This is a genomic window from Desulforhopalus singaporensis, from assembly GCF_900104445.1.
Lineage (GTDB): Bacteria > Desulfobacterota > Desulfobulbia > Desulfobulbales > Desulfocapsaceae > Desulforhopalus_A > Desulforhopalus_A singaporensis.
Map to the genome: position 1 here is coordinate 79,286 of NZ_FNJI01000013.1, position 15,453 is coordinate 94,738.

The following is a 15,453-nucleotide window of genomic DNA, read 5'->3' on the forward strand; positions in this document are numbered from 1 at the left end:
TGGTGCGGTAAGTTGGTATTGACCGGATGTTTACACGTTTACTATTATTTTGACAGCTGTTGTGATTGAAAGGGGGAGAAAATGTTGCGATTGATGATTGTTTCGCTGCTGGTTGCTGTTTTTGGTGTTGCCGAGGGTTTTGCCGGGGAATCGCTGCCGTGGGAGAAAAAGCTGCCATACAAGGAGCTGACTGTAGTGTATAAAATCAGTGGGCTTGAAAATGGCAAGGAAACTCTTTACCTTCGTGACTATGGAAGGCAACGTGCGACCTACCGGGAAACAGTGACCAAAATGATGGGAACGACGGTAAAAGACAGGACCATAGAGTTTGTAACACCGGACTATATTTATACGTATGACCTGCAGGCCCATGAAGGTGTTCAAGGTGTCAATCCTCAGAAATATATGGTTGAAGAATATGAAAAACTGTCACCTGCCGACAAGGATAAAGTGCTCAGCAATGCAGAAAAGGCAGGTGTCGCCGCCGGAACTATGGTTGGAGCCAAGGTTGAAGAGAATGCTCTGGTAATCCTCGGATATGATTGCGACAAGGTCACCGTTATGGGGGGCAGTGTCAGCTATATAATGCACGGAACTGATATCGTGTTGAAGTCGGAAGTCGCCATGATGGGAATGAAAATGGTATCAGAAGCCGTATCGCTGGAGGAAAAGGTCACCGATGCTAGTGTGTTCAATCATCCGCCGGGGATAACCGCCGTGGCTGACCCTGATGCGGAACAGGTGGGCCGGTCGATGGCCATTCAGTCCATTGAAGTGCTGAAGGATCCAGAAAAAATGACCATGTTCCAGGAAAAAACCGGCGAGGAAGGGGCTGTCAAAAAACAGATGCAGGACGCACAAAAGCAGATCATGGAGCAGGCGGGTGAGATGCTCAAGGGAATCCAGAACATGTTTGGAGAATGATAAAATTCAGCGTGGAGTCAAAAAAACGGCCACGGGAAACTTTGTGTTGAGCGGCCTGATGGTGAAAGTGTAAATATTCCGGATGCCTGTGTGGCAGCCTTGGGTCTCGGTGGAATAATCGGCAGGGTGAAAATAAAAAAGATCGGTTTTTTCAAATAAAATATATTGACACCTCTTTCTGTGCGGTATATATTGCCCGCCTACGCTGATTCGAGGCAGGTGCTGGTCGTCTACATCGAGTCTTGGTAGCTGAAATACTCATAATCCTCGGTAGCTCAGTCGGTAGAGCAGGTGGCTGTTAACCACCCTGTCGGCGGTTCGAGTCCGTCCCGGGGAGCCAGATAAAAAAGGCTCGGTTATATAATCGAGCCTTTTTCAGTAGAATCGGGGCGTAGCGCAGCCTGGTTAGCGCGCCTGCCTTGGGAGCAGGAGGTCGTAGGTTCGAATCCTACCGCCCCGACCATTTCGATAGTAAAATTAAGCACTTACAATTGTCTTCGTAAGTGCTTTTTTCGTTGTTTTGCTCAAATTCTCCTTTTGTCTACCCTATGTCTACCCCACAAGGTACTCAGTACATGTAGAAGCATGTGCTGCATAGTAATCGGATAACTGATTTTGTTTCCTCAACTTATGATCCATCGACAAGTGGGAGTAACGATCTGTCATAGCAATATCGCTATGTCCGATCATTTCTTTTACTTCTTTAATACCTACACCTGAGAGAATCAGGTTTGAACAAAAGGTATGTCTTAGGTCATGATAGTGGAAATTCTCTATGCCAGCAATTTTAAGAGCAGACCACCATGCCCTGTTGAAGCACTTGATAGGTGAACCATTAAGATGACTGAAAACAAAATCTGAATCACCAGCACTAATTCGTTTTCGTTTTCTCATTTGTTCCTGATGCTTCTTCCAGTGTAAAAGAGCGTCCTTTGTATTTGGCATTAAGAAATCAGTTCTTTCCATCATGTTTTTTGTTCGGAAAAGTCTAATTTTACCATCATTTTCAAAGTCGAAATCAACCTTTGACCACTTTAACGACAGTACTTCTTGCTTCGATGCACCGTGTTCAGCACCAAGCCAGATCAATGCTGGTAGATAATGCTTTGCTTTGGTCTTTTTGGCAGCATCGACTAATGCAAATAATTCATTGGGAAGAAGAAAACGATTGCGCTCATGTTCCTTTTCGCTGAGTTTATTTATACCTATTGCTGGATCATCCATAACAACGTTGAGTTCTATGCCTTTCTTAAAAACTTGCTTTATTGCAAAGAGTCTCTTGTTGGAAGATACATTGCTCAATTCAGAAGCAACTTTTGCCCTGTAGGATTTGATGTGTTCTTCCTTGATTTCGTTAAGAAGGATTTTTCCAAATTCTACTTTAACTGGACGCAATCCGTCCGTATATGTTGAAATAGTTTTTTCAGCAAGTTCACCTGTTTGGAACTTTTCTTTCCACTCTATTTCAAGGATATCAGCGACTTCTTTAAAAGTCATCATGTGAACTTTATTACGACTTTTATCCGGTAATTTCCCAGAATCAAGTAAAGCACGAAGATCGTTTGCTGCCTGTTGGGCATCCTTCTGTCGTTGAAAAGTTTTATAGTACTTCTTTTTACCGGTCGAAGGGTCTTTGAAATACACTTGATACCGCATTCCTTTCTCTCTGTTACGTTTCACAATATTAACTGTTGCCATTATGAAGTCCTCCGTGAAACGTATTCTGGAGATTCTTGATTGTCAAAGAACGTTAAGACGTCTTCTTTTTTGAATAGACGCCTAGAGCCAATCAGGTGACTCTTTAATTCACCAGACTTTGCATATCTGGTGACAGTACTTCTGTGAATCCTTAAAAAAGCAGCAACGTCTGCTATTGTAAGTATTTCATTTATTATAAGGTTTTGTTTTATTTTTTCCATTTTGCATCCTTTCTGCCACCGGGCATTGGGGCAGTCAGAAATGCGTTTAGGTTCCCAAGTTATTATTGAACATCACATTTAATCTATTCTATCTATAACGTTACTGATTACTTAATAACCACACGCATTAATTTGTTATATTGAGTAGCCGCACTTACTCTACATTTAAAAAGACAAGTGCAGTTATATCAACGATTCATTGCTATGCTGCCAAATCTAGGTCTTCATGTGTCAAATTAAGACTTAAGATCATACGAAAATTATGACCTAGAACATGTCGCTCATCTTTTGTCAGAATTTTACTTGCCAATTCAATCAACTCATATAACAAAATCATTTCATCGTTGATTTCAGAATGTAGTAATTTATCCCCACATTCATTCCAATCACATCTGTCAACAAAATGCATTGGGTTGATTAATGAACAAGCAGCGGTTACTGCAATTCTATCAATCAGATTATTAAATTCACTTCGACTCATTCCACCCTTTTCGACACGAATTTTGCCAGCGATTTTATAACAGACACTGAATAATGTCCTCTTGTATTCGGTACATTTAGAACATTCACATGTTGTAAAACCAGCCGACTTTAACTCTTCACAAAAGTTTGTGTACAAATCATTACTGATCCTTCTTGGATCAAATTTTAAATATTTCATGATATTTTCCTTTTTAAAGGTTTTAAATTTGATCCCTTGCAAGGGGTTAGTATTTACCGGTATGGGGATAACGATAGAATGTTTCAGGAGACAAGTCAACAGGGTAAATGTAATAATTTTCTTGTGATTACAGTAAATTATAATAAGAATCCTGATCTTTTTAGTATAATTTTAAGGTGCTGATATCCCTCATTTTTAATAATCAGAAATAGTATTATCCTTCTACTATCAACATTACATATAGTATATATCAATATTACTGCTGTTTCATTGTAGGTAGATTTAACGTTTAGAAGATTTATCCAACTGATTTTGCGAATAATAAAGATTCAGATTATTTTTAGTCCAACCAGCACAGACCATATCAATTTCTGATTAACCCTGATGCAACTGGTGATTGACGTAATACAACCGGTAAAGCATGGGTGTATCAACGTTGTTAATCACAACCACATCTTCCATATATTTCACTAACATATTGAAATTGTCGATTGTGAGTCCACTTAACCATTTTGCATACTCTGGCAGTGTAGGTTTGTCCTTTGGTTTTATGGTAAATTTATCCCGATTAGGGATCTTGTCATAAGTTAGATCATACAACCATAGTAGTCTTTGGTTGTACTCATGGGGTTCAAGTGGTGATCTCCCTTGTACTTTATCCTTCAGAATTGCTCCAACCTCATCAATGTAAAAACGTTGCAACTGATCAAAAGTATAGTGTGTGTATATTTCCTTCATCAATGATCTTGCCTTGAAATAATAAAGAATATTGTCGTGGGAAATGCAGGGAACGAAACCGAAAATCACTTGCCCCATGAAATTGCTGGTAGTGGTTGTGAAATATTTCAAGTATCCAATTCTATGACTTAGTGATGACTGAGGGTTTAGTTTTAATAGAAAGTATTCTACATTGTTGATTATTTGCTGATTGATTTCAGGATCATCGTAAAACAATGATAATTTGATATCTTTCAACTGTTTACCAATGCTCATAACTGAAACAAGGTATGCGTCAGAATCGGGTGTTGGACGGTGAAGTATGCTGAAATGCCCTTGTGATCCTATGTTTAGATCTAAACAAACTCCATATTGTATAGTTTTGGTTTTCGTCATGATGCCACCCCACCAAACTCTACAATTTCAATATCATCGGCAGTTTCAATTTTTGGTTTGGTCAAGTCCACGATAGCAATGTGCATTCCACAATAATCGTTGTAATAACGGTTTGTTTGCATCGTGATACAACGATTGGTGTACATTAGTAATGGTGCAGAGGGGTTGTGACCTTTGATCAACAGGGAGGATTTAAACGCTTTCATTGACTGGTCAAAATGATGCTTCAGTCTGACAGGTCTATATACCCTACTAACACCTTCATTATTTTCATAATAATCTGCCCAAATACTATCTATCCATTCACTATCATTAAGATCAAAGGTTGTGAAATCTGAACGTAGTGGCAATGTTCCATGACAACAGGCAATGCCACGACTTGTTGTTGCTACCACTGGTATTGAACTTAGAACATCACTGTAAAAATGATAATAATCAGAATTAAGTTTATTCCAGAATTCAGAATGAAATGGAACATACCGTTTGGGGGTTAAATCGTGATTGCCAGCAAGCAAAAAAATCTTATCTGGATACTGGTGTTTTAATAGTAGTAGTTGATCAATTACAGCAGAAGGATGGTTGTTCCAACTTGACGGTTCCCGGTCAACATAATCACCGAGAAATAATAATATAAATTCAGAAGATTCGAAAAAGTACTTGTTCAAGAGATAGTGCAGTGTACGTCCATCCCCATGCAGGTCACCAACCACAACTAGTTTACCAGTAGTATTGGTTATCTGAAGATGTCGTCCTTCATTTTGAAAGGTCTTTATCAGGTGTGCTTTTTGTTTGTATAAGTCCCTAGTGTCAATCTCCAATATGTTTACCTTTAATAGTTGAAGTTCCAATTTATTATTATAACAAAAGTTGATTGAAATATCAACGTTGTAGAGCATTTTATTGATAGAATAACTGACCAGTACACGTGTTCTAAAATAGATCTCAATTCTGATCTTTGTCAATGGGATTGTCTGTAAAGCAATAGTATTGATCAGTGATGGGTGATGCAGTACTGAAAAATCAGATCATTCACAAAAAATTAGAGGTTTTGTTGGAAAACCAAGGACAAGATGAACTTAAAAAAAGCCGGAAAAATCACCTTTTTCCAGTACCACAAATACATACCACAGTAAAAAATCAAAAGAAATAAAACTGTTTAAAATCATGTTATTACGCTCTATCACTCACGATAATCCCCTTTATTCAACCTGAGTACGTCATTTCTCTGGATATATGTAACTTTATAAACGTCAGCAAAGTCTGACATATCTTAAAGGAACATATAATCATGCGTAAATACACATTAAAAACTAACAACATAAGTCAAAAACAAATCAAAAAAGCAATTTCATTAAATGCACTCGTTGTGAAGTTTACCGACAAAACTGGCCGGGACTACTATAACCGTCAGATGGTGATAATCAGAAATAAGGTTATTAACGAAATTATGAGAGTGTACCGTGAAAATAATGACCAATTGGAGTCACTGCGTGAACAACGTAAGAATCAAGATGAAGATAACAACATAACCTACATTGTAAGATGCATTGAACTAGGTAAGATGATAGACAAAAAATTCATAAATCATAAACCAATCAGTGACCATGTAGACCATATTATTCCTGTACTATTGAAATCATACAAGTCAAATAGATTGCTGTGGGTTATTCGTGACAAAACATATTATTACAAGAAAAATATATCAAGATACTATCATTTTATATTCGATATTCGTGTCCTATGTGTCTGCTTAGATGCACTTCAACGATTAGGATATATTGATAAAATAAAACACAAAGCGGGGACTAAAAGACACAAAGGTTATTGCACTAGGTACATTCTTACCGGATTGAAAGGGGTTTTTGAAAATATTCAATCTAAATATTCTTTCAAGGACGAGAATCACAAGGAAATTGTAATACTTAAAGATGAAGTAGAAAGATGGTTTTGTGAAAAAGATAAGAATGGAAACGTCAACAGATATAAGAAAACCTATAAGAAGTTGATTGGTTACGAAGACAATGACTTTACCAACCGGTTAAGATCAGATCTTCAATGCTTAAACAACTTTTACTCAAAAAGAAGAATCGAAGTACATGCCAAAAATATCATGCTCCCTGTTTCTTTTATAATTAAGTTATTAGAAAGTATTATTAGTAGTAGAATTGAGATTAAGAAATTAGAATTAGAAGATAGAGAATGGGGAAGTGATGAGAATTATATTAATATAGTGAGAGAGGAAATTGATAATAAATTTATAATAAGTAGTAATAATTTATTGGATAATAAGTATATATCTATACTAAGTAAAGAAATAGCACATAATAAGAATTTAGATCTTTCTGAAGTTGGAGAAAAATATTTCTTCGTTAAAGAAATTTATTTTGAAATACTGAGCAAATCTCTTCGTGCCATTTTTAACCGAGGTTCATTTGAGAATGGTGGTAGAACATATGGAATGGAATGGATCTCATTACCGAAGGTGTTGCGTAAACACATCTACATTGATGGTAAACCTACTATTGGACTAGATTTTAAGGGATTACACATATTTCTGGCATACCATATGATGGGGAAAGAATGCCCACATTCAGATCCATACGAGATTGATGGGTACAGTCGTGATGAAGTGAAATTATCATCGTTGATTGCTATAAATGCACCGAATCCGAAGAGTGCTATTCATGGAACAATTAACAAAATCAAGAAGGTTCTTAATCTTGATATTGATGAAGATTATGCTGAACAATTGATAAACAAGATGAGGGAACATCATCGGTTAATAGAAGAATTTTGGTGTAATGACAGTGGTGTCTCATTTCAAAATGTAGATTCTAGCGTTATGCGCCATGCCTTGCTTGCTTTGATGGATCAAGGGATCTGTGGACTAGGGATTCACGATGAAATAATCGTAACACGTGATAATGCCTATAAGACGATGAAACAAATGATCACTTCATATCGTCTTGAAAGTCGAACAAATGGATTTGAACCAACTGTAACTGTAGGTTAATCCGACCATTATCTATAAGTGTTGTTCCATTGGAAACCACAACCAGTGGGACAACACCTGTATCTAATTAAAAACAAGAAGGATTTAATATTTACCAACAGTACCAGCATGATTCACATCTATATTTTTGACTCATTAGCTCCACTTTGCCTATCCAATCATAAATATCCCATAGTGCAAGGGCTGCTGTCTTATCTTCGTCAGTTATTTCAACTGTTGTACCACATTGTAAACACGCAGGGCAACAAGGTAACTCATTGTATTCCCATTGGTCTGATGACTGGTAATCCATCCGCAACTACCTCTTTTCTGCATTACATAGGTAATCCTTCTAACATTCTGCGGAATGTGGTATATGCTTACAATAGTATATCATAATCAAGTATTTACACATAGAATTAACCATATCAGTTACCGGAAATACCACACACATGTTCGAACAGACATTTAAAAATATTGATGATGTGCTTTGGAAGGAAGCAGGTTGTTCATCTGAATTGGATTATACAGAGCAAACATCTTGGATGCTATTTCTTAAATATATTGATGATTTAGAAAAAGAAAGGGCAATAGAAGCAGAACTACTTGGTAAAGATTATGAGTTCATAATAGAGAATAATTACCAGTGGTCACAATGGGCAGCACCTAAACGTGCAGACGGTAGTTTTGACCATGACACTGCTCTTACAGGTGATGACCTGATTGAATACGTTGATCGTGAACTTTTTCCTTACCTGAATGGGTTCAAGCAACGTGCATCCTCACCGGACACCATTGAATATAAGATTGGAGAGATCTTTGGTGAGATCAAGAACAAGTTCCAAAGTGGGTATTCCTTACGTGATGCACTTGAACTGGTTGACCAACTGCACTTCAACTCACAAAAAGAAAAGCATGAGTTGTCCCATTTATATGAAACAAAAATAAAAAATATGGGAAATGCTGGTCGCAATGGTGGTGAATATTACACGCCACGACCGCTTATTCGTGCCATGGTGAACGTTATCAAACCAACGTTTGACATAATAATACAAATTCAGAACTTTGTCAAAATCCGCTAAAGAGTAACTTGTACACTTGCCAGAGTAGGCCTAATGGCAGTTTATTTGACCCAAATTGGGTGGTGATTGTGATTCAGGGCCTGAGGTTCGGAATCTTACAATTGGATGGTTGCCAGCATAAGCACAAATATCACATTGCGGTAGTCAAACAAGCGAGTTGGGTATCAATTTTGCCACAACTGCTTAACGACTTGACGTTTGATAATAATTATAGTCAGTTGACGTGGTGACTTATAGGTAGATTTGTTATTGTGTTTCGCAATTATATGAAAACAAAGGTAGGTAGACTTGCCTCCCTGATCCTTCGCTTATCCTGTGAGATCCTGATCTCGCATAAGAGTTCCTATAAGTCACATTTTTTTTAACAAGTTATGAGCAATCTTGAAAGACTACAGTTAGCAACGACCCTGAGCGACCTTGCCGATATTCTTGGTTATAAACCAAGCGCACTTTCTTATATAGTCTATAAGATACCATCTACTTCAAAATACACTACATTCGATATCCCCAAAAAAAGTGGTGGTACACGTCTGATCAATGCTCCTGATGAAAGATTAAAAAGATTACAAAAGAGTCTTGCTAAACTGTTGATGAAGTGTGAGATAGAAATTAATGATAAGTTAAATCATAAAAATAATATATCACATGGATTTAAAAAGAAATTTTCTATCATCACAAATGCTATTCCTCACAAATCAAAAAGGCATGTATTTAATGTAGATCTAAAAGACTTCTTCCCTTCGATCAACTTCGGTCGTGTACGAGGTTTTTTTATAAAAAATAAGCATTTCCAACTGTGCGATAAGATAGCAACTATTATTGCGCAGATTGCTTGTCATGACAACAGTTTACCTCAAGGAAGTCCTTGTTCACCGGTAATATCAAATTTAGTTGGGCATTTATTAGATATTAGAATGGTCAATCTCGCAAAAAGAGCGAAGGTTACATACACTCGTTATGCTGACGACCTTACTTTTTCGACTAATAAGAAGGAGTTTCCATGCTTAATTGCTTACAAGAAGAGTGGATCTGATTCAGAATGGTTGCCAAGTAAAAAGTTGACCAAGGAAATTGATAAAGTCGGGTTTACTCTAAATAGTGATAAAATTTCGATGCAGTACAAGACATCAAGGCAGATAGCTACAGGCCTAGTCGTAAATAAGAAAGTTAATGTTAAAAGGGAATATTATAAGAAAACAAGAGCAATGTGTCATTCCTTGTTCAGAAATGATGAGTACTATTTTGAAACATTAGATCCTGCAACAAAGACGATTGTTAAATCACCCGGAAATTTTAAACAACTTGAAGGATATTTGAGTTTTACTTATCAAGTTAGATCGTCAAACAAATTGCGAAAAGACAAACAAAATCAAAAGAAAAATTTTATCGGAAACATTAAAAAATTTAACGGGACATCAAATACAGCAAAAATTTATAGAGATTTTCTATTTTACAAGCACTGCTTTGCATTAGAAAAACCATTAATCATTTGTGAGGGAAAAACAGACAGGATTTATCTACAATGCGCATTAAAAAAATTAGCATCTGCTTATCCTACCCTTATAGATACTACACCAGCAGTCTCTTATTTGATAACATTTCTTAATAAAACAAAAAATTTTCTCAATGTATGCAATCTGGCTGATGGGACTTCCGGCTTGGAAGGCATCATGGACAGGTATGAAAAACAAATGGGTTATTACCATGGTACTGGTCAAAAACACCCTGTAATTATACTTGTTGATGACGACAAAGGTGCTAAAGAAATAAAAAAGAAAATCATCAAAAAAAATGGTAAAGTTGAACCATATCAAAAGTATACTGATAATTTATATGTCGTTTTTATTCCAAGAGTTTCTTCAAAAAACACAGCAATTGAAGACCTGTTTGATCCAAGTGTTTTAGCAACTGTTATTGACGGGAAAACTTTTAATAAAGAAAACGACATTGACCGTGATAAAGAATATTCCAAGCAGGTCTTTGCCCATAAAGTCGTTAAGGCAAATCAAGATAGCATTAACTTTGATAATTTTAGAGGGGTTTTTGATTTATTCTTAGACGTTATTTCTGACTATGCATGAGAATTCTATTAATCCAATTTTATGCGAAATGAATTTAATAAAAACGGTAAATGAATTAGTTAGAGAGCGTATGGATGAGTGTGCTGATGTTGGTGCTGATAAATTCATTAATTCGGTCAGACCAATATATGGCAGTGATGAAAGAGAAAACCCTTATCATATTGGGTCTTGTGTTCTTATCCAAGTTAATGATCAAAAAATAATTGTTACAGCAGCGCATGTTGCTGATAATCTGAATATTTCAAAATTATATATAGGTGCAAAATCTAAGTTGGTGGAGTTAGGGAATGAATTCAAAAGCACAGTTAAACCCTATGGGAAAAGGGGTGATGACCATTATGATATTTCCTTTTTAAAGATTTCTGATTCCTTACAAAGGGATCTGGATGAACTTAGTTTTGTTAACGAACATGAAATGTGCCTAAGATTGGATTATACTAAAGGTAGGCAATTCCTTGCTCTTGGTTACCCACGGTCAAAAAATAAAAAATATTTTGCTCAAGATCGTTTAATTAAATCTCATTTATATAAATATTCTTCCGTTGTGAAGAATGACAATAAGTTGTGCAAACGTTTAGGGGTATCTGGAGACCAACATTTATTTCTTGACTTTAATTCAAAAAAATCAAGAGACTACAATGGAAATATTGTTAACTCATTGAATCCTCAAGGAATCAGTGGTGGAGCAATGTTAGATATGGGAAGATTGGCGAATCCAAATCAATACAAGACTGATGCCCAATGTATTGGTCGATTGGCAGGAATCTTTATTGAACATAAATCTGAATTTAAAGTAATGGTTGCTGTAAGAATTAACTGCATAATTGATATGATAAATAAATATATGTAAGTAAATCTATTCAACCTTCATCATTTGAATCATGTTCTAACGATAAAAATATTTATCTAATTGATGCAAGAAATTATAATAAACCATGTGCATTAAATACCTAGATGTATTCTGATGGAAAGAGTCTTCCTTTTTAAGACCGCACGTGAAATATTGATAATGTAATCATCATACATTTGTAAATATGTCGTTTCATTAAGGTGTTAAATTTGTCACAACAATTTGTTGATTATTGCAATGTATCGCTGTGCTAACTGACCTATCTCTTCATGGGCCATGTTCAGAATTTCCGTGATAGTATCTGAGTTCTCATTGTCTGAAAGTGGAGAATAGCTTTTTTGCTCCATGTATTCCTGTATTTTGGCAAGTTCTTCCGGTTGATTAACAAGAAAATTTCTATAGTTTGCATGGTGTTTCTTGTTATTACATTCTTTACAACTAGGAACCAAATTACCTAATCGGTGTTCACCAAGATCGAGTTTGTTGATAGGAATAGCGTGTTCCATTACCAAATTCTCATTCTCCATGCCACAATATGCACATTTGTTGTCAAAATAGTTCTTTGTTTCATTCCAATCTGATTCTGAGAAGGATTCGTTACCTAAATTGCTCAGAATATTCCTAATAAATAAATTCTGAGAATTTCCTATAGCATTTCCTCTGTATCGGGCATTCTTCAGTAAATTGTTGGTAGATTTAATATGTACTTTGTTTTGGTTGCTTCGTCTTATGACATGGTTGGAAGTTTTTTGTTTAGGACTAGGTGATGTAATGCTGCCATGTGATGAATCATACTTATAAAACCTAACATATGTGGCAATGGCGTTACGTATAGTCCCATTACCTCCAAAACCGAATTTTGCGAATCTTCCTGTTGTCGAATAATCATCTGAGATATCAGTCAGCAATCCTAGATCATCAACTTCATAAATATTGATTTCCCTGCTGGAACTATGTGAGTAATGGTTCGAGACCCCGTTTATGGCATTCATATATGAATATGCAGTTTTCTTGGTTTTACCTTCAACTTGCTGCATCCAATTATAGAATTTTTCTCTCATAATAAAGTCTCTTTGAAATTGATCTATGATTACTTTTTTGCGAATGCTAATACCTTAGTGCTGCTTATAGACGGTGATTATATTTTCATTGTTTAGAATGATGGTGCCACCCTTGGCCCGTTCTAATGTTTTTATTACTTTCTTCAATTCAGTTATTGCATCTGCGCACTCCTTGTTGCCGAAAAACAACTTCTCTACACCACCAGAAGCATATGAGACACGTCCATGTCTCATTACTACCTCAAGTGCTTCAAGGGGCAACGACCTTTGCTGTGACCTTTCTGTTGCATGTTTCGTCATTTTCATTTCTGTTCACCTTCTGCATTTTCTTTAATGCCCGTAAGTAAACCCTTTCTCCAGATTTCTATTACCTTTTGATACCTAATATCGGCAGCAGTTAAAAAATTTCCTTCAAATCTAGGATCGGGAATACCTGTGTCTTCAATCTCTACACCTTCGTGAGTAGGGGGGGTACCAATCCATTCGTCCCAATCATCACTTGAACCAAATCCTTTTAGAAACTTAAATCTTTCGTGTACTGTCCCCCAGTACTTCAACATCTCAGCATGATTTGATAAATTATCGGAAGTTATAACTTTCGATTTGACGAGTAGTTTGAGTATATCTTCAGGGAATTGCCTAGGGAGATTATTGACCATTATTTTAATTTTATCCTGTTCTTCGGGAGATAAATTATCGTAATACTCCCTCCCGTATCCAACTCCATCTTCCCAGATCAATGCACGCCTTTCAGCATTTTCAAGTTCGTTCTCTATGGCATCTTGGCATACTTTTGAAATGCTAAAATCTTTGTTGAAACCTTGTCTGTCCTTTAGGTTTTGAATTTTTTCTTGCCAACCATCAGGTATGCTTATGTTGATCCGTTCAACCATGGTTCTGGTTCTCCTGTTGAAAATGTTATCATGCGCCTTATTGCGATTCATCGTGACTCGGTGTTGATATGGTTCTAAAATATGCTGCAGTGTGTATAAAGTCAAGTAAAAAAATGTAGTGCGCATATAGTTGATGAAATGAAAAGTTTATTACAGTGCCTACAAGACCGGTCTAAATAATTTGACAACGTCTGATTTTTATGTAATCATACCTGTATTAATGCGATGGTTTTGATAATTCTATGAAGGAGGGGATATGGATTACAATGCAGGTAAATTTTCAGATTTAGCACAACTTCAGTTAGGGAAGGATCTATGGGAATTTCTTAATGAAAGCGAGAACGTAGTAAGAATGGAACTTGCTACTGAGTTTGGAAAAACCGCAGCAGAATCTGTTTCGAAACCTTTATTAGAGCGATTCGGCAATGACGTTAAGGTTGACAGGGTTAAACAGATGATTGGTCATATGATCAGGCAAATTATGGAAAACCGAGGGTATGAAATGAGAACTCAGAACGTCAAGGTAGACATAAAACGTTTATTCACAAAGGCATCTAAGTACAAAGACGGTTCGACCAAGACTACTAAGATTGGATACATAAATAAGAATAATCAGAAAAATCTAGGTACAACAGGTGTTGAAGGAACTGATCATGGGCAAAAAGCATATAAGATGAAATGCCTCAATCGAAAATGTGGTCATGAATATGGTGCGAATGGTACTGATATATGGTTGAGAAAATGTCCTAAATGTCAAGGTGGACAACCGGGTATACCGTTTGATTAAGACCAAGATCGGATGTGATCTTGTCTACCCTATGTCTACCCTTTTGTGCCGACACCGTGCGTAACCTATTGATTTTATGCACCCGATTCACACTATGCGCATTTGTAGTTGAAATCAAGAGTCCCCAGAATACTTTGTTAAATTAATTAGTTATGATGTTGAAAATATCAATAGATTCTTAACTTGGGAGCAGGAGGTCGTAGGTTCGAATCCTACCGCCCCGACCACAATATCAAGCACTTACAGCTTTTGCTGTAGGTGCTTTTTTTGTTTGGGTGCAAATTGGGTGCAGTGGGTGCTCAAAAATCCTTGTATAGGGGGGTCTCCACCAAAGAAAGGGGATGTGCTTTATAGGCCCCATGTAGCTTGATCAAATTTCTATCCTTTTTTATCCGCACAGCACTCTAACCCGTAATCGGTAATTTTCAAAGTTTCTGAACCCGTAAGCTCTTCGTTGGATAAGCTTCATCTTTCGATGGAAGCCTTCTAGAATTCCATTGCTTCTATAGAAACGAAACATTCGAACCACAGGGTTCAGCCAGTTCATCAGGGTCTTTCCAAGCGTTTGCATCGGTCGAAAAGGACTGGCCCGAAGCATCTCAATTCTTTCTAACAGATCATGAATCAGTTTTTTGCATGCCGGGGGATTCTTGCCTTTGTTTCTGAATAGATCAGCCAGGTCCTGAGAAAACAGCCATAAACTTTTGATGGCTGGTTGTTTTTCAAGGTAGTGCTCAAGTTTTTCTCTTTTAGCTGGGGTTGACCATCAATAGGTTCAAAGAACAAATCCTCAACTATTTTAAGCATCATATAACCAATGCGGCGGTAGAGGGGATCAACAACAAAATCAAGACGCTTAAACGGCAAGCTTACGGCTTTCGAGACATGGAATATTTCAAACTACGACTCTATCATTTGCATCGGACCAGGTACTCGTTTGCCGGATGAACCCCTTTTAATAGGTACCTCCTAATTGAGCTATTGTGCCAGAAAGCTCTACTTTTCATCTGTCTCTTTTTTATAGAAAGCTTACGGATGTGTAGCGTTTTGCTACATGTGCCATATTGGTACTCGCCTTGTTCGGCTCAAT

General features: G+C 36.8%; 15 protein-coding genes, 2 tRNA genes and 2 pseudogenes. 9 read left to right on the forward strand and 10 right to left on the reverse strand.

Features of this window, described 5'->3' with window-relative positions:
* The first annotated feature begins 81 nt into the window (after positions 1-81).
* From BLQ17_RS10665 to BLQ17_RS10675, 3 genes are all read left to right on the forward strand, one after another.
* On the forward strand, positions 82-924 hold the full coding sequence (locus tag BLQ17_RS10665) for a hypothetical protein (RefSeq protein ID WP_092222646.1): 843 nt from the start codon (positions 82-84) through the stop codon (positions 922-924).
* A 264-nt stretch (positions 925-1,188) separates the two neighbouring features.
* A tRNA-Asn gene (locus BLQ17_RS10670) sits at positions 1,189-1,264 on the forward strand.
* A gap of 45 nt (positions 1,265-1,309) precedes the next feature.
* Positions 1,310-1,387, forward strand: a tRNA-Pro gene (locus BLQ17_RS10675).
* Positions 1,388-1,476: 89 nt separating this feature from the next.
* Here the strand turns inward: BLQ17_RS10675 and BLQ17_RS10680 are convergent.
* The 5 genes from BLQ17_RS10680 to BLQ17_RS10700 form a co-directional block, all read right to left on the reverse strand.
* Positions 1,477-2,622 (reverse strand): tyrosine-type recombinase/integrase, encoded by a 1,146-nt coding sequence (locus BLQ17_RS10680; RefSeq protein ID WP_092222648.1) that lies wholly within the window; start codon positions 2,620-2,622, stop codon positions 1,477-1,479.
* The gene (locus BLQ17_RS10685) at positions 2,622-2,843 is read right to left on the reverse strand and encodes a helix-turn-helix domain-containing protein (RefSeq protein ID WP_092222650.1); all 222 of its coding nucleotides are present in this window, start codon (positions 2,841-2,843) and stop codon (positions 2,622-2,624) included. The genes BLQ17_RS10680 and BLQ17_RS10685 overlap by 1 nt, the downstream gene beginning before the upstream one ends.
* 202 nt (positions 2,844-3,045) lie before the next feature.
* The gene (locus tag BLQ17_RS10690) at positions 3,046-3,504 is read right to left on the reverse strand and encodes a hypothetical protein (RefSeq protein ID WP_092222652.1); all 459 of its coding nucleotides are present in this window, start codon (positions 3,502-3,504) and stop codon (positions 3,046-3,048) included.
* Between the two features lie 375 nt (positions 3,505-3,879).
* Entirely contained in the window at positions 3,880-4,617 is a 738-nt protein-coding gene (locus tag BLQ17_RS10695) for a hypothetical protein (RefSeq protein WP_092222653.1), read from the reverse strand.
* On the reverse strand, positions 4,614-5,435 hold the full coding sequence (locus tag BLQ17_RS10700) for a metallophosphoesterase (protein ID WP_176761177.1): 822 nt from the start codon (positions 5,433-5,435) through the stop codon (positions 4,614-4,616). Before BLQ17_RS10700 ends, BLQ17_RS10695 begins: the two co-directional genes overlap by 4 nt.
* 470 nt (positions 5,436-5,905) lie before the next feature.
* On the opposite strand from BLQ17_RS10700, the gene BLQ17_RS10705 reads away from it, so the two are divergent.
* From BLQ17_RS10705 to BLQ17_RS10720, 4 genes and pseudogenes are all read left to right on the forward strand, one after another.
* A complete protein-coding gene (locus tag BLQ17_RS10705) occupies positions 5,906-7,630 on the forward strand; it encodes a hypothetical protein (RefSeq protein ID WP_092222657.1) in 1,725 nt (574 codons plus the stop codon).
* 431 nt (positions 7,631-8,061) lie between these two features.
* A pseudogene (locus BLQ17_RS10710) lies at positions 8,062-8,643 on the forward strand (type I restriction-modification system subunit M N-terminal domain-containing protein); the annotation flags it as partial.
* A gap of 419 nt (positions 8,644-9,062) precedes the next feature.
* Positions 9,063-10,772, forward strand: coding sequence for a retron Ec67 family RNA-directed DNA polymerase/endonuclease (locus BLQ17_RS10715; RefSeq protein ID WP_092222659.1), 1,710 nt, complete (start codon positions 9,063-9,065; stop codon positions 10,770-10,772).
* Between the two features lie 28 nt (positions 10,773-10,800).
* A complete protein-coding gene (locus BLQ17_RS10720) occupies positions 10,801-11,622 on the forward strand; it encodes a trypsin-like serine protease (protein WP_176761178.1) in 822 nt (273 codons plus the stop codon).
* Between the two features lie 212 nt (positions 11,623-11,834).
* On the opposite strand, the gene BLQ17_RS10725 is transcribed toward BLQ17_RS10720, so the two are convergent.
* Genes BLQ17_RS10725 through BLQ17_RS10735 form a run of 3 tightly spaced genes read right to left on the reverse strand, consistent with a single transcriptional unit; the run spans position 11,835 to position 13,576 of the window.
* A complete protein-coding gene (locus BLQ17_RS10725; RefSeq protein ID WP_218121761.1) occupies positions 11,835-12,683 on the reverse strand; it encodes an HNH endonuclease in 849 nt (282 codons plus the stop codon).
* Between the two features lie 54 nt (positions 12,684-12,737).
* Positions 12,738-12,989 carry a hypothetical protein gene (locus BLQ17_RS10730; protein WP_092222662.1) on the reverse strand — a complete coding sequence of 84 codons (252 nt, stop codon included), beginning with the start codon at positions 12,987-12,989 and terminating at the stop codon, positions 12,738-12,740.
* Positions 12,986-13,576, reverse strand: coding sequence for a hypothetical protein (locus tag BLQ17_RS10735; protein WP_092222664.1), 591 nt, complete (start codon positions 13,574-13,576; stop codon positions 12,986-12,988). Before BLQ17_RS10735 ends, BLQ17_RS10730 begins: the two co-directional genes overlap by 4 nt.
* Positions 13,577-13,832: 256 nt before the next feature.
* On the opposite strand from BLQ17_RS10735, the gene BLQ17_RS22865 reads away from it, so the two are divergent.
* Positions 13,833-14,363 carry a hypothetical protein gene (locus BLQ17_RS22865; RefSeq protein WP_218121762.1) on the forward strand — a complete coding sequence of 177 codons (531 nt, stop codon included), beginning with the start codon at positions 13,833-13,835 and terminating at the stop codon, positions 14,361-14,363.
* Between the two features lie 388 nt (positions 14,364-14,751).
* On the opposite strand, the gene BLQ17_RS23515 is transcribed toward BLQ17_RS22865, so the two are convergent.
* The gene (locus BLQ17_RS23515) at positions 14,752-15,072 is read right to left on the reverse strand and encodes a transposase (RefSeq protein WP_342674182.1); all 321 of its coding nucleotides are present in this window, start codon (positions 15,070-15,072) and stop codon (positions 14,752-14,754) included.
* Positions 14,988-15,173 carry a hypothetical protein gene (locus BLQ17_RS23195; RefSeq protein ID WP_176761174.1) on the reverse strand — a complete coding sequence of 62 codons (186 nt, stop codon included), beginning with the start codon at positions 15,171-15,173 and terminating at the stop codon, positions 14,988-14,990. Before BLQ17_RS23195 ends, BLQ17_RS23515 begins: the two co-directional genes overlap by 85 nt.
* Between BLQ17_RS23195 and BLQ17_RS10750 the strand changes: the two are divergent.
* Positions 15,126-15,311 (forward strand): annotated as a pseudogene (locus BLQ17_RS10750) (transposase); the annotation flags it as partial. The gene BLQ17_RS23195 and the pseudogene BLQ17_RS10750 overlap by 48 nt on opposite strands.
* Between the last annotated feature and the right edge of the window lie 142 nt (positions 15,312-15,453).

Excerpts from the sequence above, each read along its gene's own strand:
- BLQ17_RS10665 (WP_092222646.1), top strand. The coding sequence starts at position 82 with ATGTTGCGATTGATGATTGTTTCGCTGCTGGTTGCTGTTTTTGGTGTT.
- BLQ17_RS10680 (WP_092222648.1), bottom strand. The coding sequence starts at position 2,622 with ATGGCAACAGTTAATATTGTGAAACGTAACAGAGAGAAAGGAATGCGG.
- BLQ17_RS10685 (WP_092222650.1), bottom strand. The coding sequence starts at position 2,843 with ATGGAAAAAATAAAACAAAACCTTATAATAAATGAAATACTTACAATA.
- BLQ17_RS10690 (WP_092222652.1), bottom strand. The coding sequence starts at position 3,504 with ATGAAATATTTAAAATTTGATCCAAGAAGGATCAGTAATGATTTGTAC.
- BLQ17_RS10695 (WP_092222653.1), bottom strand. The coding sequence starts at position 4,617 with ATGACGAAAACCAAAACTATACAATATGGAGTTTGTTTAGATCTAAAC.
- BLQ17_RS10705 (WP_092222657.1), top strand. The coding sequence starts at position 5,906 with ATGCGTAAATACACATTAAAAACTAACAACATAAGTCAAAAACAAATC.
- BLQ17_RS10715 (WP_092222659.1), top strand. The coding sequence starts at position 9,063 with ATGAGCAATCTTGAAAGACTACAGTTAGCAACGACCCTGAGCGACCTT.
- BLQ17_RS10720 (WP_176761178.1), top strand. The coding sequence starts at position 10,801 with ATGAATTTAATAAAAACGGTAAATGAATTAGTTAGAGAGCGTATGGAT.
- BLQ17_RS10725 (WP_218121761.1), bottom strand. The coding sequence starts at position 12,683 with ATGAGAGAAAAATTCTATAATTGGATGCAGCAAGTTGAAGGTAAAACC.
- BLQ17_RS10730 (WP_092222662.1), bottom strand. The coding sequence starts at position 12,989 with ATGAAAATGACGAAACATGCAACAGAAAGGTCACAGCAAAGGTCGTTG.
- BLQ17_RS10735 (WP_092222664.1), bottom strand. The coding sequence starts at position 13,576 with ATGGTTGAACGGATCAACATAAGCATACCTGATGGTTGGCAAGAAAAA.
- BLQ17_RS22865 (WP_218121762.1), top strand. The coding sequence starts at position 13,833 with ATGGATTACAATGCAGGTAAATTTTCAGATTTAGCACAACTTCAGTTA.
- BLQ17_RS23195 (WP_176761174.1), bottom strand. The coding sequence starts at position 15,173 with ATGATGCTTAAAATAGTTGAGGATTTGTTCTTTGAACCTATTGATGGT.